Origin of the sequence: Pseudomonas thermotolerans DSM 14292 (assembly GCF_000364625.1) — a bacterium.
Classification (GTDB): domain Bacteria; phylum Pseudomonadota; class Gammaproteobacteria; order Pseudomonadales; family Pseudomonadaceae; genus Aquipseudomonas; species Aquipseudomonas thermotolerans.
In genome coordinates, this window is the sequence record NZ_KB822611.1 from 29,508 (window position 1) to 45,870 (window position 16,363).

A 16,363-nucleotide genomic window follows, 5' to 3' on the forward strand; every position below is an offset into this window, starting at 1 on the left:
CCAAGAACTCCATGCTCCTGCAGTCCGGCATCTCCATGCTGAAGCAGGCCGGCCAGATGCCGAGCATGGTCATGTCCCTGCTGGGCTGATCCCTCCCCGCATCACGACAGCGCCCCGCATTCGCGGGGCGTTTTCGTTTCGGGCTGGCAGGCGGCCTTTGATCAGAACCTTCGAAAACGACTAATCCGAAAGTAAAAATGTGACTTGCTCCACCATTTTCTTGACGCCAAAATGCCAGCCCATCGAAGGACCTGAAGCCCATGATCAAGCGAACGACCGTCCAAGAATGAACACCTCAACCGCAGCCTTGGTGCCTACCTTCCCTGCTGCAGACAGTTCCGGCCTGGTCATCCAGACCGGCCACGACGAATGCCAGGCGATCTTCTATCCAGCGTTCTACCAGTTGGTGATGAAACGATCCGGCCAGGAGGAAAAGGTCGAACTGGGCTACTCCGGCAGCCGTCTGCTCGAGCGTCTGCTGCAGACGCCCGGCACCGTGGTATCCCGTGAGGAGCTGATGGAATATGCCTGGGCGGACCGGGTCGTCGGCCAGGGCAGCCTGAACCAGCAGATCTACACCCTGCGCCAGGTGCTCGGCGACGAGAAGAAGCGCGAGATCATCCAGACCCTGCCGCGCCGGGGCTACATGTTCAACCCGCGCTTTCTGGTGCCGGTGGTGCTGGACGAGCCCGAGCCGGAACCGCAGCCGTCTGTCAGCCCCGCCGCGGAAATGTTGCCGGCGATGCCTGTGCCGGAGGTGGCCGTCCGCAGCTCACAGCCGCCGCTGCGAACCGTGCTGGTCCTGCTCCCGCTGGTGGTGGTCCTGGTCGCCTCGCTGGTCTACCAAGGCCTGACCGTGGCCGGGGTGCGCAGCAACCAGGTACAGTCCGGGCTGGCGAGCATCGCCTACATCGCCGGAGATGGCATCACTCTGCCGCAACTGATGAACGAAACCAAGGAGCTCTCCGAGCGCATCGCCGGTCTGGCGGAGCAGCCGGTGGAGCTGGTCCTCGGCAAGGCCGCGGACTTCTACCAGCTGCTCTGCGCCCGCCCCGACGGCAGCGCCCGCTGGCTGATGGTGCAGGAAACCCAGCTGGCCTCCCTCGACGAAGCGACCCTGCGCAGGTGCTTGCCATGACCAGCCGCAAGCAGTTGATCCTCGCTCTGGGCGGCGGCGTCCTGCTCGCCGCCGGCGCCATCGTCACCTGGCTGACCCTGCCGCCGACCACGGTGGATCTGGATGGCCGCTACGGCTCCCAGGGACAGGTTCGCCTCGGCAGCGGCGAAGTGCTCGACGCCAGCTACAGCATCCTGTTCACCGAGGGACGCTACTACGCCATGAGCCGCCAGGGCGACGTCATCGTGGAAACCTCGGGCAAGGTGGAGACGGACTGGCGTGGCGGCTACCGACTGCTGGTCGAGAAAGGCGACGTCACCGAGCTGAACGCACAGCTCGACAACAGCCTGCTGTTCAACCTGCTGTACAGCCGCCATCCGGGAGCGGTGATCCATCTGAAGCCGCTGTATGCCGCCTGTCTTTACGCCCAAGAGACCCAGCAGGTGTATTGCGCAAACAACCCCTGAGCCTGCGCCCGCTTTCCCCACCGAAACGACTCGCGCCACCGGGCTCTCGAGATGACGAGAGTCCGGCGACGCGATCGCGCGCTTACAGAGCGCTCTTCCGTACCGGAGCGACGAACTCGGTGCCGTCGTTCGAATAACGGGCCTGGGCGCTGCCGTTACCGAACAGCTCGCGATACAGCTCTTCCGCGTGGGTGGTGAGGAGCAGTAGCTCGATGCGACGGTTGGCGCCGTTCTCCGGATCCTCCGGCAGCAGCGGCATGACGTCCGCCTGAGCCGCCACCTGAAGGATGCCGGCAGGCGGCAGGCCGGCATCGACCAGCACGTTGCGCGCGCGCAAAGCGCGCTCGCCGGACAGGTTCCAGTTGTTGTAACCGGTCTTGCCGCGATAGGGCACCGCATCGGTGTGGCCGCTGATGATCAGCTTGTTGTCCACCTTCGCCAGCACCTCGGCCAGAGACCTGAGCAGGGTACGGAAATGCGGGTCGAGATCGGCACTGCCACGCGGGAACATGAAGCGCTTCTGGTCATCCTTGATGAGGATGCGCAGGCCCTGGGGCACCACCTCGATCTCCACGTTGGCCATGGCGTCCACCTTGAGCGCCACCATCTCCATCAGCCTGGCCAGCTGCTGCATCTGCGCCGGCGTTTCGTAGTGCTGGCGTTCCGCCTCGGCCTCGCCATCCTGCTTCCGGATCTGCTCCGTCTTGCGCGGCGGCGCCGGCGGCAGCCCGTCCAGCTCCAGCGGAGTGTTGCTGGTGCCGTCGAAGACCCCGGCACCACCGTCCACCACTGGGTTGTTGTCCTGGTCGCTGTTCGAGGGGTTGTGCAGCTCCTGGCGCGGGTTGACGATCCAGAGCACCATGAACAGCGCCATCATCGCCATGGTGAAGTCGGCGAAGGCCACCTTCCAGGCACCGCCGTGCTCGTCGTCGTGGCCCTTCTTGGAGCGCCGCTTGACGATGATCTCCTCGCTGTCCTTGTTGCCGCCGCGCTTCTTCAGGCTCATGCCACAGCGTCCCTCTCATCCTCGAACTGGTTGACCCAGATCTCGAGCTGCTTGAAGGCCGGTTTGACGTCCTGCTCGATCAGCTTGCGTCCGGCGTCCACGGCCAGCAGGGTCGGCTTGCCGGCCACGTGGGCGACCAGGGTGGTGCGCACGCATTCCAGCGCCGAGAGCTCGGTCTTGACCCGCTGCGACATGGCGTTGGAGAGCGGCTCCATCAGGCAGTAGCAGCAGAAGATGCCGAGGAAGGTGCCCACCAGCGCCGCGGCTACGTGGGCCCCCACGTCGGCCACCGAACCACCGATGTTGCCCATGGTGATGATGATGCCCATGATCGCCGCCAGGATGCCGAAGCCCGGCATGGCCTCGCCCACCTTGTGCAGCGACTTGGAGGGCAGCAGCAGCGCCTGCTCCATGGCATCCAGCTCCTGGTCGAGGAAGTTCTCCAGCTCGTGGGCGCTGATCTTGCCCATGGCCATCAGGCGGAAGTTGTCGGCGATGAAGGCCATCAGGTTCCTTTCCTGGAGGATCAGCGGGTACTTGGCGAACACCTCGCTCTGCTCCGGTTCCTCGATGTGCTCGTCGAGGACCTTGAGGCCGCCCACCTCGACCATCTCCAGCAGCTCGTAGAGCAGCATCAGCAGCTGTCGCTGGAACTCCTCGCCCCGGTGCTTGTAGAAGAACACGCCCTTGATCTGCGAGCACATCTCCAACAGCACTTCCTTGGGGTTGCCGACGATCAGGCTGCCGAGGCCGGCCCCCAGGATGATGACGGCCTCCGCAGGCTGCCACAGCACGGCCAGGTCGCCATGGGCGAGCAGATAGCCCCCCAGCACGCAGATGACGATGATCAGCGCTCCCAATACCTTCTGCACGGTTCAGTTTCTCTCGGTCAGGTAACGGCAGGCCTTGTTGAGGGCCTGCTTGCTCAGTTGACATACCCGGGCGTCGCTCACTTCGAGCACCAGGGCGATTTCCTTGAGGCTCAGCTCGTACTGGTAGTAGAGCGTCAGCACCAGGCGCTCACGCTCGTCCAGCTGGCTCAGCGCCTGGGTCAGCAGGCGCTCCTTGATGACCCGCTCCTCGATCCCCGTCTCGTTGCTGGCGAACTGGTCGTGGCCGTCCTGCAGCAGCGCATCCAGGCTTTCGATGGCCTCCGACGACTCGGCCAGCAGGAACGCCTGGTAGCCCTGCTCGTCGAGACCTGTGTATTCGAGGATCTCCGCCTCGCTCGGCACCCGCCCCAGCTGGCGGGTCAGCTTGCGGATCTCGTCGCGGGTGCGGTGCACCTGCTGACGCACCTGCCGCGGCCGCCAGTCCAGACGACGCAGTTCGTCGAGGATGGCCCCGCGGATGCGCAGCGCCGCGAAGCTGGCGAAGTGCTCATCCGGGGTGCCATAGCGGCGCAGCCCTTCCAGCAGCCCCATCAGACCGATCTGCTCCATGTCCTCCCGATCGAGCACCTGGTTGGCCTGCAGGGAGAGCTGGCCGACGATGCGTTTGACCAGTGGCAGGTACTGCATCAGCCACTGCTGCTCGGCCCCCGGGGCGAACAGCAGGTGTTCTTCCTGGGCAACGGCATGCTCGAAGTCGATGGCTGCGTTCATGGCCGGACCTACTGGACGATCAGCTTGCTGACCAGCACGTGCTTGAAGGGCGTGGCCACCCGACGGCTGGCGAAGTCACTGAGCAGCGCCTTCTCGAGGCCGGCTTGCAGCTCGGGGATCGACTTGCCGCGCAGCTCCTCGAACTTCAGGGCCGACAGGTAAGCCACCGCTGAGTTGCGCACCATGGGGTCGATCAGGTCCAGCTTGCGGCGGTCGGTCTCCAGATCGGCCTGCAGCACCAGGTCAAGCACGAAGTAATGCTCACGATCCTCGCCGGGCAGGCTGACGATGACCTTGTTGATCGGGAAGAACAGGTATTCCGCAGGCTCGCCACCCTCCTCCGGCGCCTCGCCCGCGACAGAGGACTCGTCCTCGCCGGCGGCGACCGGAGCCTGGACGGCCTGGGCCGGTGCGCTCTTGCCCGAAACCAGCGGCTTGAGCAGCTGGTAGTTGAGCAGCACGCCGCCGGCGGCGATCGCCGTGTTGAGGAGCAGGATTAGCAACAGGATGCGCTGCATCGTCATGACGGGTTCTCGTTCCTGGATCTATCGAATGGGTTCCATGGCCGGGCAGTCGCCCGGCTAGACGGTGACCAGCACGTCGCTGGTCCGGGCGGCCGCCTTGCCGCCCTCCTCGACCACGCTGGCGGCCCGCACCGGTTCATCGGCCAGTTGCACCATCGCCTCACGGCGCGACTGCTGGCGACCAGAGTGGCCATCCGCGGCGACCTGGACCTCCACCTGCACGAAGTGCTGGCCGGTCAGCTCCTGGCGCAGCCGCTCGCTGGTCTGCTGCACCAGGCGGGCAACCTCGCTCTGCCCCGCGGTGATCTGCACGTTGAGACGACCTGACTCGTGGCTGAGGAGGATCTCCAGGCTGCCCAGCTCCGGGGGGTCGAGGCGGATGCTGGCCTGCTGGACGTTGCTGCGCAGCTGCAGCTCGACGCTCTCGCGCAGAGCGTTGAGCATCTGCTCGCCCCACTTGGCCTCGGGGGCCTGCAGGACCAGGCGCTGCTCCAGCGGCGTCGCGGCGGCCTGGGTCGGCTGGGCCTGGCCGGCGAGCGGCGCTGCGGAAGGCTGGGTGAGCTGCAGGGCCGCAACCTCGGGCTGGCCGGACAACGGCGCGTCAGGCAGCTCGATGGCCAGCGGCTGAGCCACTGCCTGCAGCGGCACCGGTGCGATCGAGGCATCGGCCAGTGCCGGCTGATGCTGCGGCAGCTGGACCGCCGGGCCCCGGCTCTGGTGCTCGCCAGAGATTCCTCGCTGCGGTTCGACCAGCGCGGCCTGCGCCTGCGGCAGCATTGGCAACTGCGTCTCCTGGGGTGGAAGATCGCCGTCGACAGCCGCCTGCGGCTGCGCCTCGCGGGCCTGGATGTTCAGCGCCTGCTGGTCGAGCATGATCAGCAACCATTGCCCGGCATCCGGCACCTCCACGCCGGCCAGCTCGGCAGGTTGTTCGAGCTCGGCCCGCGGCGGCGCCGGCAGTTCCGTGGTCGCCGACAGCTGCCACGGCCCAACTGGCAGGGTCTCTTCCGCGCTCAGCGCCAACTGCTCGCCAAAGTCCCCGCCCGGCACCGCGCCGTCGAGCAGGCCGGTCAGCTCGGCGCTGGCCTGAGGCGCGGCCTGTCCCTCGCCGGCCGCCCCGCTGCGGACAGCCTGCGTCATCACCTGAACAACCACTATCTTCCACCCTGCATCAGTTCGATCTGCGTATAGGCCGAACGACCCTCGGCGTATTCCAGATGCGTCAGCAGCAGGCGCCGCAGACGCTCGCACTCTTCGGCGCAGGCCGCCCGCGCCCGGCCGTGCAGCTCCTGCAGGCGACGCTTGGCCTGCAGCAGGTCGGCATCCGGCTCGCCGAGGCCGGACAGGCGCTGGAGGTGGGCGCGAATGGCCTGATCGACCTCGCCGAGTTGCCGCCAGTCACGCCTCTCCAGCACCTCGGCGAGGCGCTGGTAGAGCGCGCGGGACTCAGCGACGACGGGCCGCATTGACGCCTTCCCAGCCTTCGCGGATCACCTTGACGAGTTCCACCACCTCGTCCAGCCCTTCCAGGGACAGGGTCACGCTGACGTCGGAGAGACGGTAGATGCAGTAGTCGTACAGACGCGCCAGGCTCTGCACCACCTCGCCGCCCTCCTCGTAATCCAGCGCGCTGCTGAGGCCGCCGAGGATGTTCAGGCACTTCTCTAGGGACTGCCCCTTCTGCTGGTAGCGCTTGGCCTCGATGTGGCCGCGCGCCCGGGCCAGTTCGTCGAGCAGGCCGTCGAACAGCACCAGGACCAGCTCGTAGGGGGAAGCCGCGGCGGCGCGGGCTTCCAGATCGATGGTGCGATAGCTGTCGTAGCTCTCGTTCAGGCTGTAGTTGCTCATGTAAACATCCCGGCGGTCTGCTCCATGGTGGCCATGGTCTGCATCAGGTTGGTGTACTGCTTCAGGTAGCGGCTGTAGTACATGTCGTACTGCTTCTGGATGGTGTCGAACTGCTCATCGATGCGTTTGAGCATGCTGTTCAAGCTTTCCTTGCGGTTCTTCAGCACGCCGTTGGTGCTGTTGGTGTACACGGCAAGGTTCTTGTCCAGGGTCTCCAGCAGGTTGCCCTTGCCGGAAAACAGCTTGTCGAACCCTTCCGGATCGGCGGCGATGGCCTTCTCGAAGCGGGTGCTGTCGATGGTCAGCTTGCCGCTGCGATCGGCACTGATGCCGAAGTCGACCAGACTCTTGCCGCCGAACGAGGTGCGGATCAGTTGGTTGAGCATGCTCTCGATGGAGCGCACGCTGGAGTCGCCGGCCAGGGCACCGCGCCTGCTGTCCTCGCTGCCACTGGCGGTCAGCGTGTCGAAGGTGCTCATCAGGGTGTTGAAGGCGTTGATGAAGGTGTTGGCCTTGTCCTGGGTGGCCTTCTGGTCCTTGTCGATGCTCACGGTCAGCGGCGCCTCGCCGCTCTGGTGCACCTGGGTGAAGGTCAGGCTGACGCCGGTGATGATGTCCTCGAAGGTATTGCTGGAGTTGGTGAGCTTCATGCCGCCCTCGCCCCCCAGGTAGACCTCTGCATCGCGAGCCGGCGAGAGCGGCTGGCTGCCGTCCCAGGCGCTCTGCACGGCGGCATTGGTACTCGACAGGCTGATCTCGTTGACCTTGCCGCTCTTCTCGCTGGCCAACACCAGGGAGACCTCACCATTGCTGCGCACCAGGGTGGCCTTCACGCCGGTATTGTCCTCGGCGGCATTGATCGCCTTGGCCAGGTCGGCCAGGCTGGTGATGCCGTCCATGTTCACGGTGAAGCTTTCACCGTTCTGGGTGAGGGTCAGCGAGCCGCTGCCGGTGAGATCGGAATCCTTCAGGCCGTTCAACGCCTGCTGGTGGGCGCTGGCCAGCTGCTTGACGAAGAACTGGTAGCTGCCGGACAGGGCGGTGGGCGAGACGCTGGCGGTGGCCATGCCCTCCTTGCTGAAGGTGGCACTGTTGACCAGCAGGCTGCCATTGGACTTGAGACCGGAAGCCGCGCTCTTGAAGGTCTTCAGCGCGCTGTCCAGCTTGGTCACCGCGTCCAGCTGCGACTGGTAGGAAGTCTGGTTGCGCTGGGCCTTCGCCTGCGCCGCCTGCACGTCGTAGCTGGCCAGCTGGGTGGCCATCTGCTGTACGTAATCCGAATCGATTGCCATGGAAATATCCTCTTTCGCCTGCTTGAGCAATAAGGGTGCCAACTGCTGAAAGCCGCATTCCAGAGCGGTTCTCCGCCAATCGCGGGTGAAAGGGAATTTCCGCATCGGGCTTTCCAGAGACCATGCGGAAACGCTCCTTCCGCCCGGACGGAAGGCACGGTCGTGACTTCAGAAGGCGACGAACCGGACCCGCGGGTTAAGCGGAAGCGGCGACGAAACAGGAGGCCGAGACGGAAAACCCGGAAGGTCCGGGGAGCGGATGCGGATCAGCGGCGAACGCTCGGCTCGGGCGTCGCCGAGGCAAGTACCACTAGTAGTGCTGCGGGCCGTACAGGTGCTTGTCGTGCTCGCCCAGCAGTTGGCCGAGGATGTCGTTGTGCATGGCCAGCAGCTTGCCGTTGCGCTCGTTGAGGCGCTTGCACTGGCCGACCAGTTGGCCGAGCTGCTGCCAGGTCTGCTCCATATGAGCTCGGCGCACCGGCGGGAACTGGGCGATCAGCTTGCGCATCGCCGCGCCATCGCTGCCGAGCTGGAAGGCGCCGAGGACCTTGCTGCGCCGGACGGCGCGCGCCCGCACCTGGTCGATGAGTTCGAGGATCTGCTGGTTGAGCAGGTCGATCTGCCGGCTGTCACGCCTGAGCAACTGCTGATACAGCTCCTGCATCAAGCCGCGCAGACTGAGGTAGTCGGAGCAGTCCTGGCAGACGTCCTGCTCGACGACTTGCAACAATTGCTCCTTGCGGGTCACGCCAGCTTGCCACCGTGATAGTCGAGCATGCTGGCAGCCAGACTGGCGCTGTCGGAGGCCAGCTCGCCACGCTGCAGGGCCTGTCGGAGGGCGGCTACCTTGTCGAGGTCCACGTCGGGCAGCGCACGCAAGGCTTCTTGCATGCGCTCCAGGGGGAGGGGCGCTTCGCTGCCGGCGGCGGCGCCAGTGTCGCCGGCGGCACGTGAAGTGGCCGCACGCTCGGCCTGCTGCAGCTTCGGCGCTTCGCTCTGCACGGCGTAGCCGACCTTGAGATGCCTGTTGATTTCCATGTTCAGAATCCAGTTCGTGGGCTCACCACTCTATAACGACCGCGATGTGCAGCGACTTAAATCAGGCCCGGAAAAATTTTTGCCGGCCTCTCATTCCATCGGCAGCTTCGGCTCGAACAGAGGGGCGGGCAGGCAGTCCGCCAGCCCTTCCAGCTCGGCGCGCGCCACCGCCCGCTGATCCAGCTTGATCCGCGCTGCCTCCGGCAGGTCGGTGAAGCTGATGATGCCGCGCTCCACGAGAATATGCACCACGTCTTCCAGAACCCGGATGATATCCAGATCGGACTGACGGAGCAGCTCGAGACGCTTCCTGGCCTCGTCCTGATAGACGGATGCATCCTGCCCGCCGTTGAAAGGTTTGCTTTCCACCCTCAGCAACCCACCTTGCCCATAGCGCTCTACATGAACCATTCAACTTCACCCGCCCGATACCGAACCGGGACGGCACCCCGGCGAGGCCGCCGCCTCGGGGCGTCACACGCTGGGGTCAGGACAGCAGACTGACTACGGTAAAGCGGCTGATATTGGCCTGGGCCACCACCACCTGGGTGACCGAGGCGTAGCTGGAACCGCTCTGGCGAAGTAAGTTGAACACCGAAGTGGCGTACTCCATCGCCCATTGCCGCTCGTCCTCCACCGCCTGGCGGGACAGGAACTCGCGAATCTCATCCTGGCGATGGCCGAGCTGCTCGCGCAATACGGCGATCCTGTCGAGGGCATGCAGCACCTCGTCGAGTATCCGGCGCAGTTCGCGCTGGCTGTCCAGCGCACGCTCGCCGGACAGATCGAGGAGCTGCTCCTCGCGGATCTTCACACGCGTCGCGCGCTCCTTGGGAAAGAGCCCGCCCTCGCCCTGCACGGCGAGATACTCCTTGAGCTGCCGCCATTCGCTTTCCGGGGCCGAGAACTTCAGCTCGCCGCCCTGCCCCAGCTCGGCACGGATGCCGGCCTGCCCCAGGCTGGCATTGAAGCGCCGGAGGATCTGCTGCTCGCTGAGCCCCTCATCGAGCACCACCGCCAGCGGCTCGATCAGCTTGCGCCCGGCGCTGAACAGCAGGGTTTCCTTGCCGGCGCTGCGGACGTTGGCGATCGACTCCAGGCCCTCCATGCTGAAGCGGCTGCGCACCGGCTCGTACAGGCGCAGCTGGAGGTTGGCATCCAGCGAATTGCCGGAACGCTCGGCGCGCTGGCTGAGCAGCTCGGCGGTTTCCTCGATCTGCCGGGCCAGGCCCTTGCGATCGCCGCCCTGGGCGTTGCTCAGCTCACGGGCCAGGCTCAGCTTGAGCTGACCGAGGCGCGCGCTCAGCTCGCCCAGGTAGCTCTCCGCCGACTGCATGGCGCTCAGCTGCTGGTTGAGCTGGACGCTGAAGCTGGCGTTCTTGCCCTTGCTCGCCGCCTGCTGCCAGACCTTGGCAGCAGGCGGACCAGAATACTCCCGGGGGCGCGCCACCTGGGTGTCGTTACGGGTCTGCCGGCGCTCCTGGGAGTCGATGGCAGCGACTGTCGGGAAACGATTATTCTCGACCTTCATCCAGGGAGTTCCTTACAGCAGGCTGAACAGCGACAGCTCGTTGATGGCCAGATAGGTCTTCTGAGTCGCCTGCAGGGACAGCTTGTAGTTGTTCAGATCGATGCTCGCCCCCGCATAGTCCAGCCTGGACAGCTCGCCCTCGATCTTCTGGTTGACCAGCGACACCTCGTCGTTGCTGTCGGTCAAGAGAGTCAGGGCATTCTGCCGACCGCCCAGCTCGGTGATGGCGCCAAGCACCTTGCCGTGAGTGTCATCCAGGCTGTTCAGGGCATCGACGATCTGCTGGCGGACGGCCGGGTCGCTGGAGTCCAGCGCCGGATCCCTGAGGGTCTGCACCAGGGCGTGCAGCCGGTTGAGCATGTCCGCGTTGGCGCCGAGTACCTCCAGCGCGGTGACGTTCTCGTCCACCAGCACGCCGTTGGCCACCGCCGCCTGGCGGTGCTTGCCGTTGCCGGTAATCTGGTAGGTGGCGGTGCCGGCGTCGAAGGTCAGCGCCGGGATGTCGCTCAAGGTGCCGGAGAACAGGTAGCGGCCCTCCTCGTCGCGCACGTTGACGAAGCTGGCGATGGTGTTCTCGATGATCTCCAGCTCGCCGGCCATGGCCGCCAGGTCCTCGCTGGCGTTCGAGCCGTTGGCCGCCCACACCAGCAGGTCGCGGACGTTGAGCATGGCGTCCGATATCGACTGCAGGTTGGCCTCCTGGGTGGACAGGTTGCCGGAGACGTTGGTGATGTTGGTGCGATACTGAGCCAGGCTGGCTTCCTCGCGCTGCACGCGCAGCACCCGCACGCTGGCGATGGGGTCGTCGGAAGGCAGGCGCATGCGCTCGCCGCTCGACATCCGTTCCATCAGCTTGCTCAACTCCACCGAGTTGCGGTTCATGGAGTTGTGCATGGTAGCGGTGATCTGCGAGTTGGTGATGCGCATGGCGTTGGTACCGTTATTCCGCTGATTGTCCCTGCCGCTCCGCTCAGAAGGCGGAGAGCATTTCTTCGAATATCTTGTTGGCCGTGCTGATGACCTTCATGTTGGCCTGGTAGGCCTGCTGGTAGGTCATCAGGTTGACCGCCTCCTCGTCCAGACTCACCGCGCTGACGCTGTCGCGCTGCGCCTGGGCCTGCTCGGTGACCGCCGTGGAGGTATCCAGATCGGCCTGGTTCTGCCGGCTGGCGCTGGCCACGCGGCCGAGCAGGCCGGCATAGGCGTCATTCAGGGTGACCGCGCTGCCGCTGACGGTGATGGTCCGGTTCTTCAGCTCCAGCAGGGCCAGCAGCACTTCGTTGTTGCCCGACTCGCCAGCCGCCGAGGAGAAGGCCAACTCCTCCGCGCCGAGACCGGTGACGGTGAGCATCGCCGTGGTGCTGGATGGGTCGAAGGCGAACAGCGGCTGGCCGGCGTTGCCGTTGAGGTCGAAACCGGTGGCCAGGGTGTCGTTGACCATCTTGGCCAGCTGCCCGGCCATTTCGCGCAGGGCGTCCTGGGCCGGTCGCAGGGAGCCCTGCTCGCTGACGTAGAGACCGCCCAGGGCACCGCCGAAGCCGTCCTGGCGGAGCGGGAAACTGGTCCCGGCGAAGCGCACCGAGAGGATCTGCTCGCCGCTGCCGTCCTCGGTCACCTCCATCTGGCCAGCGGTCGGCCCGGCAACCAGCGGCTGGCCGTTGGCCAGGGCCACGGTGACCGAGCCGTCCGCCGTCTCGTTGATGCGCAGCGAGGCATACTGGCTGATCGCCTGCAGCAGGCTGTCGCGCTGGTCGCGCAGCGCACTGCTGTCGCCCTGCACGGACTCGGTCTCGGTGATCCGCCGGTTCAGCTCGGCGATGTTGGCGGACAGGCCGTTGATCTCGGTGACCATGGCGACGCGCTGCTCGTGCAGGGCGTCGATCTGCGCCTGGATGTTCTGGTTGAGGCCGTTGAAGCGCTGGCTGAGGTTGCTCGCCTCGCTGATGATCTGCTGGCGCAGCGCGGCCGAGCCCGGGGTGGCGCTGGCCTCGCTGAGCGCCGCGAAGAACCGGTCCAGGCCCACGCTAATGCTGGAACCATCGCCGGCCATCAGCCCCTCGAGCGCGGTGAGGTACTGCTGTGCACTGGAGTAGTAGTTCTGCTCGGTGGTGGCGCGCCACAGCTGCTGGTTCTGGAAGTCGTTGGACAGCCTGCGGATGCTGCTCACCTGTACGCCACCACCGGCGCTCAGCGCGCTGGTGCCGCTCATGGAGACGCTGATGGTCTGCAGGCGGCTGAAGCCGGGAGTATTGACGTTGGCGATGTTCTGCCCGGTGGTCGACAGCGACACCTGGGCAGCCCGTACGCCGCTGAAGCCGATCTGGCTGAGGGTACTCACGAATCTAGCTCCTTGCGCTCAATCCGGATCGGCTGGGCGAAGGCCGCCGACAGGGATTGATGGAGACCGCCCGGGGCGGTCGTGGGAATTCTTTCCTGCAAGGCGACCGGCTGGTCGCCAGACTTAAATTCCGTGTCCGTCTTCTCATTTCGGGCCGAAGCGTCTGCGCCGCCGCTTTCCGGCAGATCACCGAGGATCCGCCAGGTGTAGTCGCGGGTCTCCCGGAAGGGAATCCGCTCGATCCAGTCGGCCACGCCGATCTCCCCGGTACGCGGGTCGCCGTTGCTCTGCAGCCACTCGTCGACCCGTGCCGGGCCGGCGTTGTAGGCGGCCAGGGCCAGCGCCGGGTGCTGGTTGTAACGCTCCAGCATCTTGCTCAGGTAGGCGCTGCCGAGGCGCTTGTTGTAGGCGGCATCGCGGGTCAGGCGCGACTCGTCGTAGTCCAGGCCCAGTTCCGCGGCCATTTCCCGGGCGGTATCCGGCATCAGCTGCATCAGCCCACGGGCGCCCTTGGCGGACACCGCTCCCACCTGACCGCTGGATTCCTGCTGAATGACCCGCTCGACCAGAGCCTGGAACTGCTCGGTACCGGCCCGCCAGGCCTGGCTGAGGCGCTCGACGCCACGCTGCCAGGCACTGGCCAGAGGATTGCTGGCGCTCATCGATGGACGCTGCGGCAGCTCGGCAGCGCGCGCCGTAGCCCCGGCCGCCTCGAGGTCCGCCGCCGAGGTGCCACCGCTCAGTTGGCTGACCAGCATATCGGCGATGCCAGTCTGCCGGCGGCTGGCCAGGGATTCCGCCAACACCTCGTCGTAGAACTCGCGCATGGTCTCCGACTCGCGGCTGCGCAGTGGACTGCCAGCCCCCAGCACGTCGCTGGCCTTGCGCATCTGCTTGAGGATCTGCTGCAGGAACAGCGCCTCGAACTGCTCGGCGGCCATCTCCAGGTCCCGCTGCCGGGCGATGCCGGCATCCGCTTCGCGACGGGCGTTCAGATAGTGGTTGAAGGATACGATGCTCATGTCAGATCACGATCAGTTCGGCATTCAGGGCGCCGGCGCGCTCCAGTGCCTGGAGGATGCTCATCACGTCGTCCGGGGTGGCCCCCAGGCTGTTCACGGTGCTGATGATGCTGTCCAGGCTGGTGCCTTCCGGCCAGCGGAACATCGGCTTGCGCTCCTGAGTGATATCCACGTCGGATTCCGGCGTGACCACCGTCTGGCCGCGGCCGAAAGCGTTCGGCTGACTGACCTGTGGGTTCTCGCCGATGGTTACGGTGAGAGTGCCGTGGGCCACCGCGGCAGCCTTGACCCGCACGCCCTGGCCGATCACCACGGTGCCGGTGCGGCTGTTGAATACCACCTTGGGCCGGGTGCGCCCCTCCTCCACCTCCACCGCCTCGAGCATGGCCATGAAGCTCATCCGCTGGGTACTGGTCAGTGGCGCGCGCAGCGATACCTTGGTGGCGTTGAGGGCGGTGGCGGTGCCCGAACCGAAGCGCGCGTCGACCGCTTCGACGATCCGGCTGACGGTCTGGAAACTCGGCTGGCGGACGTTGAGGACCACCTCCTGGCGTGACGCGAAGTCGCTGGGAATCTCCCGCTCGATGGTCGCGCCGTTGGCGATCAGGCCGGTGTTGGCGCTGTTGATCGCCACGCTGGAGCCGCTCTGGCCCTGGGCGTTGACACCGCCGACCACCAGGTTGCCCTGGGCGATGGCGTAGATCTCGCCATCCACGCCCTGCAGCGGGGTCATCAGCAGCAGGCCGCCGCGCAGACTCTTGGCGTCGCCGAGGGAGGACACGGTGACGTCCACCGTCTGTCCCGGGCCGTAGTTCGGCGGCACGGTGGCGGTGACGCTCACCGCGGCGACGTTCTTCAGCTTGGGATCGATGTTCGCCGGCAGGTTGACGCCGAACTGCTTGACCATGTTGGCCACCGACTGGCTGGTGAATTTCACCTGGTTCTTGTCGCCGGTACCGTCGAGGCCGACCACCAGACCGTAGCCAATCAGCTGGTTGCCGCGCACGCCCTCGATGTCCACCAGATCCATCAGCGGCACGGCACGGGACAGCAGCGGCCAGCACAGGCCGCCGAGCAGCAGGATGAATTTCAGACTCGCGCGCATGGCCGGACTCACAGCGGGAAGAACGGGGAAGTGAAGAAGCGCGTCAGCCAGCCGGCCGAGTTGCTGTCGTTGAGCACGCCGCGCCCGGCGTAGGAGATCCGCGCGTTGGCGACGTTCTGCGAGGACACCTGATTGTTGCGGTTGATGTCCTCCACGCGCACCAGGCCGGTCAGGCGGATGAACTCGTCGCCCTGGTTGAGGCGCAGCGACTTCTCGCCCTTGACCAGCAGGGTGCCGTTGGGCAGCACCCGGTGTACGGTCACCGCGATGGAGCCGCGCAGGGTGTTCTGCTGCGAGCTCTTGGCCGAACCCGCGAAGTCTCGCTCGGCCTCGGCGGAGCTTTGCAGACGGTCGTAGCGCTTGTCCAACACGGTGGGGATGCCGATCGCCGCGCTGCTGCTCTTGCCGAAGCTAGTGCCGGCGCTCTTGCTCGACTGGGTGGACTCCTGGAGAACGATGGTGAGGATGTCGCCGACCCGCACCGCGCGCTTGTCCTGGATCAGCGAGCCGCCGTAGCCGGGACGGAACAGCCCGCCGGCGGTGGTCGGCGGCAGGCTGTAGTCCAGCTCCAGCGGCTGATACTGACTGGAGTCCTCGTCCGGCAACATCTCGTCGAAGCTGGCGCAGCCGCCGAGCAGCAGCAGGCCGGCGCAGAGGGCGAGTGCTTTCATGGCCGTCAGACGGTCTGGTTGAGGAACTGCTGCATGCCGGAGGCGGCGTCCAGCACCTTGGCATTCGCCTCGTAGGCACGCTGGATGGCGATCATGTTGACCATTGCCTCCACCACCTGGACGTTGGAGCCTTCCAGCACGCCCTGCTTGAGGGTGCCCAGACCTTCCTCGCCCGGCACGCCTTCCAGCGGCTCGCCACTGGCCACGGTCTCGCGGTACAGGTTGCCGCCCAGCGCTTCCAGGCCAGCCGGGTTGGCGAAGTTCACCAGGGTGATCTGGCCCAGCTCGGTAGGCACGGTCTCGCCGGCCTGAATCACGGTGACGGTGCCGTCGGAGCCCACGGTGAAGCTGCTGCTGCCTTCCGGCACCTGGATGTTGGGGATCAGTGGCAGACCCTGGGCATTGACCACCATGCCCTCGGCGTTGAGCTGGAACTGGCCGTTCTCGGTGTAGAAGATCTGCCCGTCCGGCGATTCCACCTGGAAAAAGCCGCTGCCAATGATTGCCAGATCCATGGGCTGGCCGGTGGTCTGCATGCTGCCCTCGGTGAACACCTTCTGGGTGCCCACCACGCGTACGCCGCTGCCCAGCTGGATACCGGAGGGCACGGTGTTGACCTGATCGGCCTGGGCGCCAGGCTGCAGTTCGATGGAATAGAACAGGTCCTCGAACACCACGCGGTCGCTCTTGAAGCCGGTGGTGTTGACGTTGGCCAGGTTGTTGGCCACCGCGGTCATCGCGGCGTCCTGGGCGGCCAGACCAGTCTTGCTGACCCAGAGTGCGGAACTCATGAAAAATCC

20 protein-coding genes and 1 pseudogene are annotated in these 16,363 nt (G+C 65.9%); 3 read left to right on the forward strand and 18 right to left on the reverse strand.

Features of this window, described 5'->3' with window-relative positions; translation table 11 throughout:
• The 3 genes and pseudogenes from H165_RS20000 to H165_RS0111095 form a co-directional block, all read left to right on the forward strand.
• Positions 1 to 89 (forward strand): annotated as a pseudogene (locus H165_RS20000) (Lateral flagellin); the annotation flags it as partial.
• Positions 90 to 286: 197 nt separating this feature from the next.
• Positions 287 to 1,138, forward strand: a complete 852-nt coding sequence (locus H165_RS0111090; protein WP_026146556.1) for a winged helix-turn-helix domain-containing protein — start codon at positions 287 to 289, stop codon at positions 1,136 to 1,138.
• The gene (locus tag H165_RS0111095) at positions 1,135 to 1,584 is read left to right on the forward strand and encodes a hypothetical protein (RefSeq protein WP_017939006.1); all 450 of its coding nucleotides are present in this window, start codon (positions 1,135 to 1,137) and stop codon (positions 1,582 to 1,584) included. Before H165_RS0111090 ends, H165_RS0111095 begins: the two co-directional genes overlap by 4 nt.
• A gap of 82 nt (positions 1,585 to 1,666) precedes the next feature.
• Here H165_RS0111095 and H165_RS0111100 read toward each other — a convergent pair whose 3' ends face one another.
• The 18 genes from H165_RS0111100 to flgG form a co-directional block, all read right to left on the reverse strand.
• Positions 1,667 to 2,584, reverse strand: coding sequence for an OmpA family protein (locus tag H165_RS0111100; protein ID WP_026146557.1), 918 nt, complete (start codon positions 2,582 to 2,584; stop codon positions 1,667 to 1,669).
• Positions 2,585 to 2,586: 2 nt separating this feature from the next.
• Positions 2,587 to 3,462, reverse strand: coding sequence for a flagellar motor stator protein MotA (gene motA / locus H165_RS0111105; protein WP_017939008.1), 876 nt, complete (start codon positions 3,460 to 3,462; stop codon positions 2,587 to 2,589).
• Between the two features lie 3 nt (positions 3,463 to 3,465).
• Positions 3,466 to 4,194 carry a FliA/WhiG family RNA polymerase sigma factor gene (locus H165_RS0111110; protein ID WP_017939009.1) on the reverse strand — a complete coding sequence of 243 codons (729 nt, stop codon included), beginning with the start codon at positions 4,192 to 4,194 and terminating at the stop codon, positions 3,466 to 3,468.
• 8 nt (positions 4,195 to 4,202) lie between these two features.
• On the reverse strand, positions 4,203 to 4,718 hold the full coding sequence (locus tag H165_RS0111115) for a flagellar basal body-associated FliL family protein (RefSeq protein WP_026146558.1): 516 nt from the start codon (positions 4,716 to 4,718) through the stop codon (positions 4,203 to 4,205).
• Between the two features lie 57 nt (positions 4,719 to 4,775).
• Positions 4,776 to 5,858 (reverse strand): flagellar hook-length control protein FliK, encoded by a 1,083-nt coding sequence (locus H165_RS0111120; RefSeq protein WP_017939011.1) that lies wholly within the window; start codon positions 5,856 to 5,858, stop codon positions 4,776 to 4,778.
• 14 nt (positions 5,859 to 5,872) lie between these two features.
• A complete protein-coding gene (locus tag H165_RS0111125; RefSeq protein ID WP_017939012.1) occupies positions 5,873 to 6,184 on the reverse strand; it encodes a hypothetical protein in 312 nt (103 codons plus the stop codon).
• The gene (gene fliS, locus H165_RS0111130) at positions 6,165 to 6,566 is read right to left on the reverse strand and encodes a flagellar export chaperone FliS (RefSeq protein WP_017939013.1); all 402 of its coding nucleotides are present in this window, start codon (positions 6,564 to 6,566) and stop codon (positions 6,165 to 6,167) included. The genes H165_RS0111125 and fliS overlap by 20 nt, the downstream gene beginning before the upstream one ends.
• The gene (gene fliD / locus H165_RS0111135) at positions 6,563 to 7,858 is read right to left on the reverse strand and encodes a flagellar filament capping protein FliD (protein WP_017939014.1); all 1,296 of its coding nucleotides are present in this window, start codon (positions 7,856 to 7,858) and stop codon (positions 6,563 to 6,565) included. The genes fliS and fliD overlap by 4 nt, the downstream gene beginning before the upstream one ends.
• Before the next feature lie 310 nt (positions 7,859 to 8,168).
• The gene (gene flgN / locus H165_RS0111140) at positions 8,169 to 8,585 is read right to left on the reverse strand and encodes a flagellar export chaperone FlgN (RefSeq protein WP_017939015.1); all 417 of its coding nucleotides are present in this window, start codon (positions 8,583 to 8,585) and stop codon (positions 8,169 to 8,171) included.
• A 17-nt stretch (positions 8,586 to 8,602) separates the two neighbouring features.
• Positions 8,603 to 8,896 (reverse strand): flagellar biosynthesis anti-sigma factor FlgM, encoded by a 294-nt coding sequence (flgM, locus tag H165_RS0111145; RefSeq protein WP_017939016.1) that lies wholly within the window; start codon positions 8,894 to 8,896, stop codon positions 8,603 to 8,605.
• A gap of 90 nt (positions 8,897 to 8,986) precedes the next feature.
• A complete protein-coding gene (locus H165_RS0111150) occupies positions 8,987 to 9,307 on the reverse strand; it encodes a hypothetical protein (protein WP_026146561.1) in 321 nt (106 codons plus the stop codon).
• A gap of 76 nt (positions 9,308 to 9,383) precedes the next feature.
• Positions 9,384 to 10,427: a hypothetical protein gene (locus tag H165_RS0111155; protein WP_017939018.1), complete on the reverse strand. Its 1,044-nt coding sequence runs from the start codon at positions 10,425 to 10,427 to the stop codon at positions 9,384 to 9,386.
• A 12-nt stretch (positions 10,428 to 10,439) separates the two neighbouring features.
• On the reverse strand, positions 10,440 to 11,354 hold the full coding sequence (gene flgL, locus H165_RS0111160; protein WP_017939019.1) for a flagellar hook-associated protein FlgL: 915 nt from the start codon (positions 11,352 to 11,354) through the stop codon (positions 10,440 to 10,442).
• A gap of 43 nt (positions 11,355 to 11,397) precedes the next feature.
• On the reverse strand, positions 11,398 to 12,765 hold the full coding sequence (gene flgK / locus H165_RS0111165; protein ID WP_017939020.1) for a flagellar hook-associated protein FlgK: 1,368 nt from the start codon (positions 12,763 to 12,765) through the stop codon (positions 11,398 to 11,400).
• Complete coding sequence (locus H165_RS0111170; protein WP_017939021.1) at positions 12,762 to 13,787, reverse strand: lytic transglycosylase domain-containing protein; 1,026 nt, start codon at positions 13,785 to 13,787, stop codon at positions 12,762 to 12,764. Before H165_RS0111170 ends, flgK begins: the two co-directional genes overlap by 4 nt.
• A 1-nt stretch (position 13,788) precedes the next feature.
• Complete coding sequence (locus tag H165_RS0111175) at positions 13,789 to 14,892, reverse strand: flagellar basal body P-ring protein FlgI (RefSeq protein WP_017939022.1); 1,104 nt, start codon at positions 14,890 to 14,892, stop codon at positions 13,789 to 13,791.
• A gap of 8 nt (positions 14,893 to 14,900) precedes the next feature.
• Positions 14,901 to 15,563 (reverse strand): flagellar basal body L-ring protein FlgH, encoded by a 663-nt coding sequence (gene flgH, locus H165_RS0111180; RefSeq protein WP_017939023.1) that lies wholly within the window; start codon positions 15,561 to 15,563, stop codon positions 14,901 to 14,903.
• A gap of 5 nt (positions 15,564 to 15,568) precedes the next feature.
• Positions 15,569 to 16,354, reverse strand: coding sequence for a flagellar basal-body rod protein FlgG (flgG, locus tag H165_RS0111185; RefSeq protein ID WP_017939024.1), 786 nt, complete (start codon positions 16,352 to 16,354; stop codon positions 15,569 to 15,571).
• Between the last annotated feature and the right edge of the window lie 9 nt (positions 16,355 to 16,363).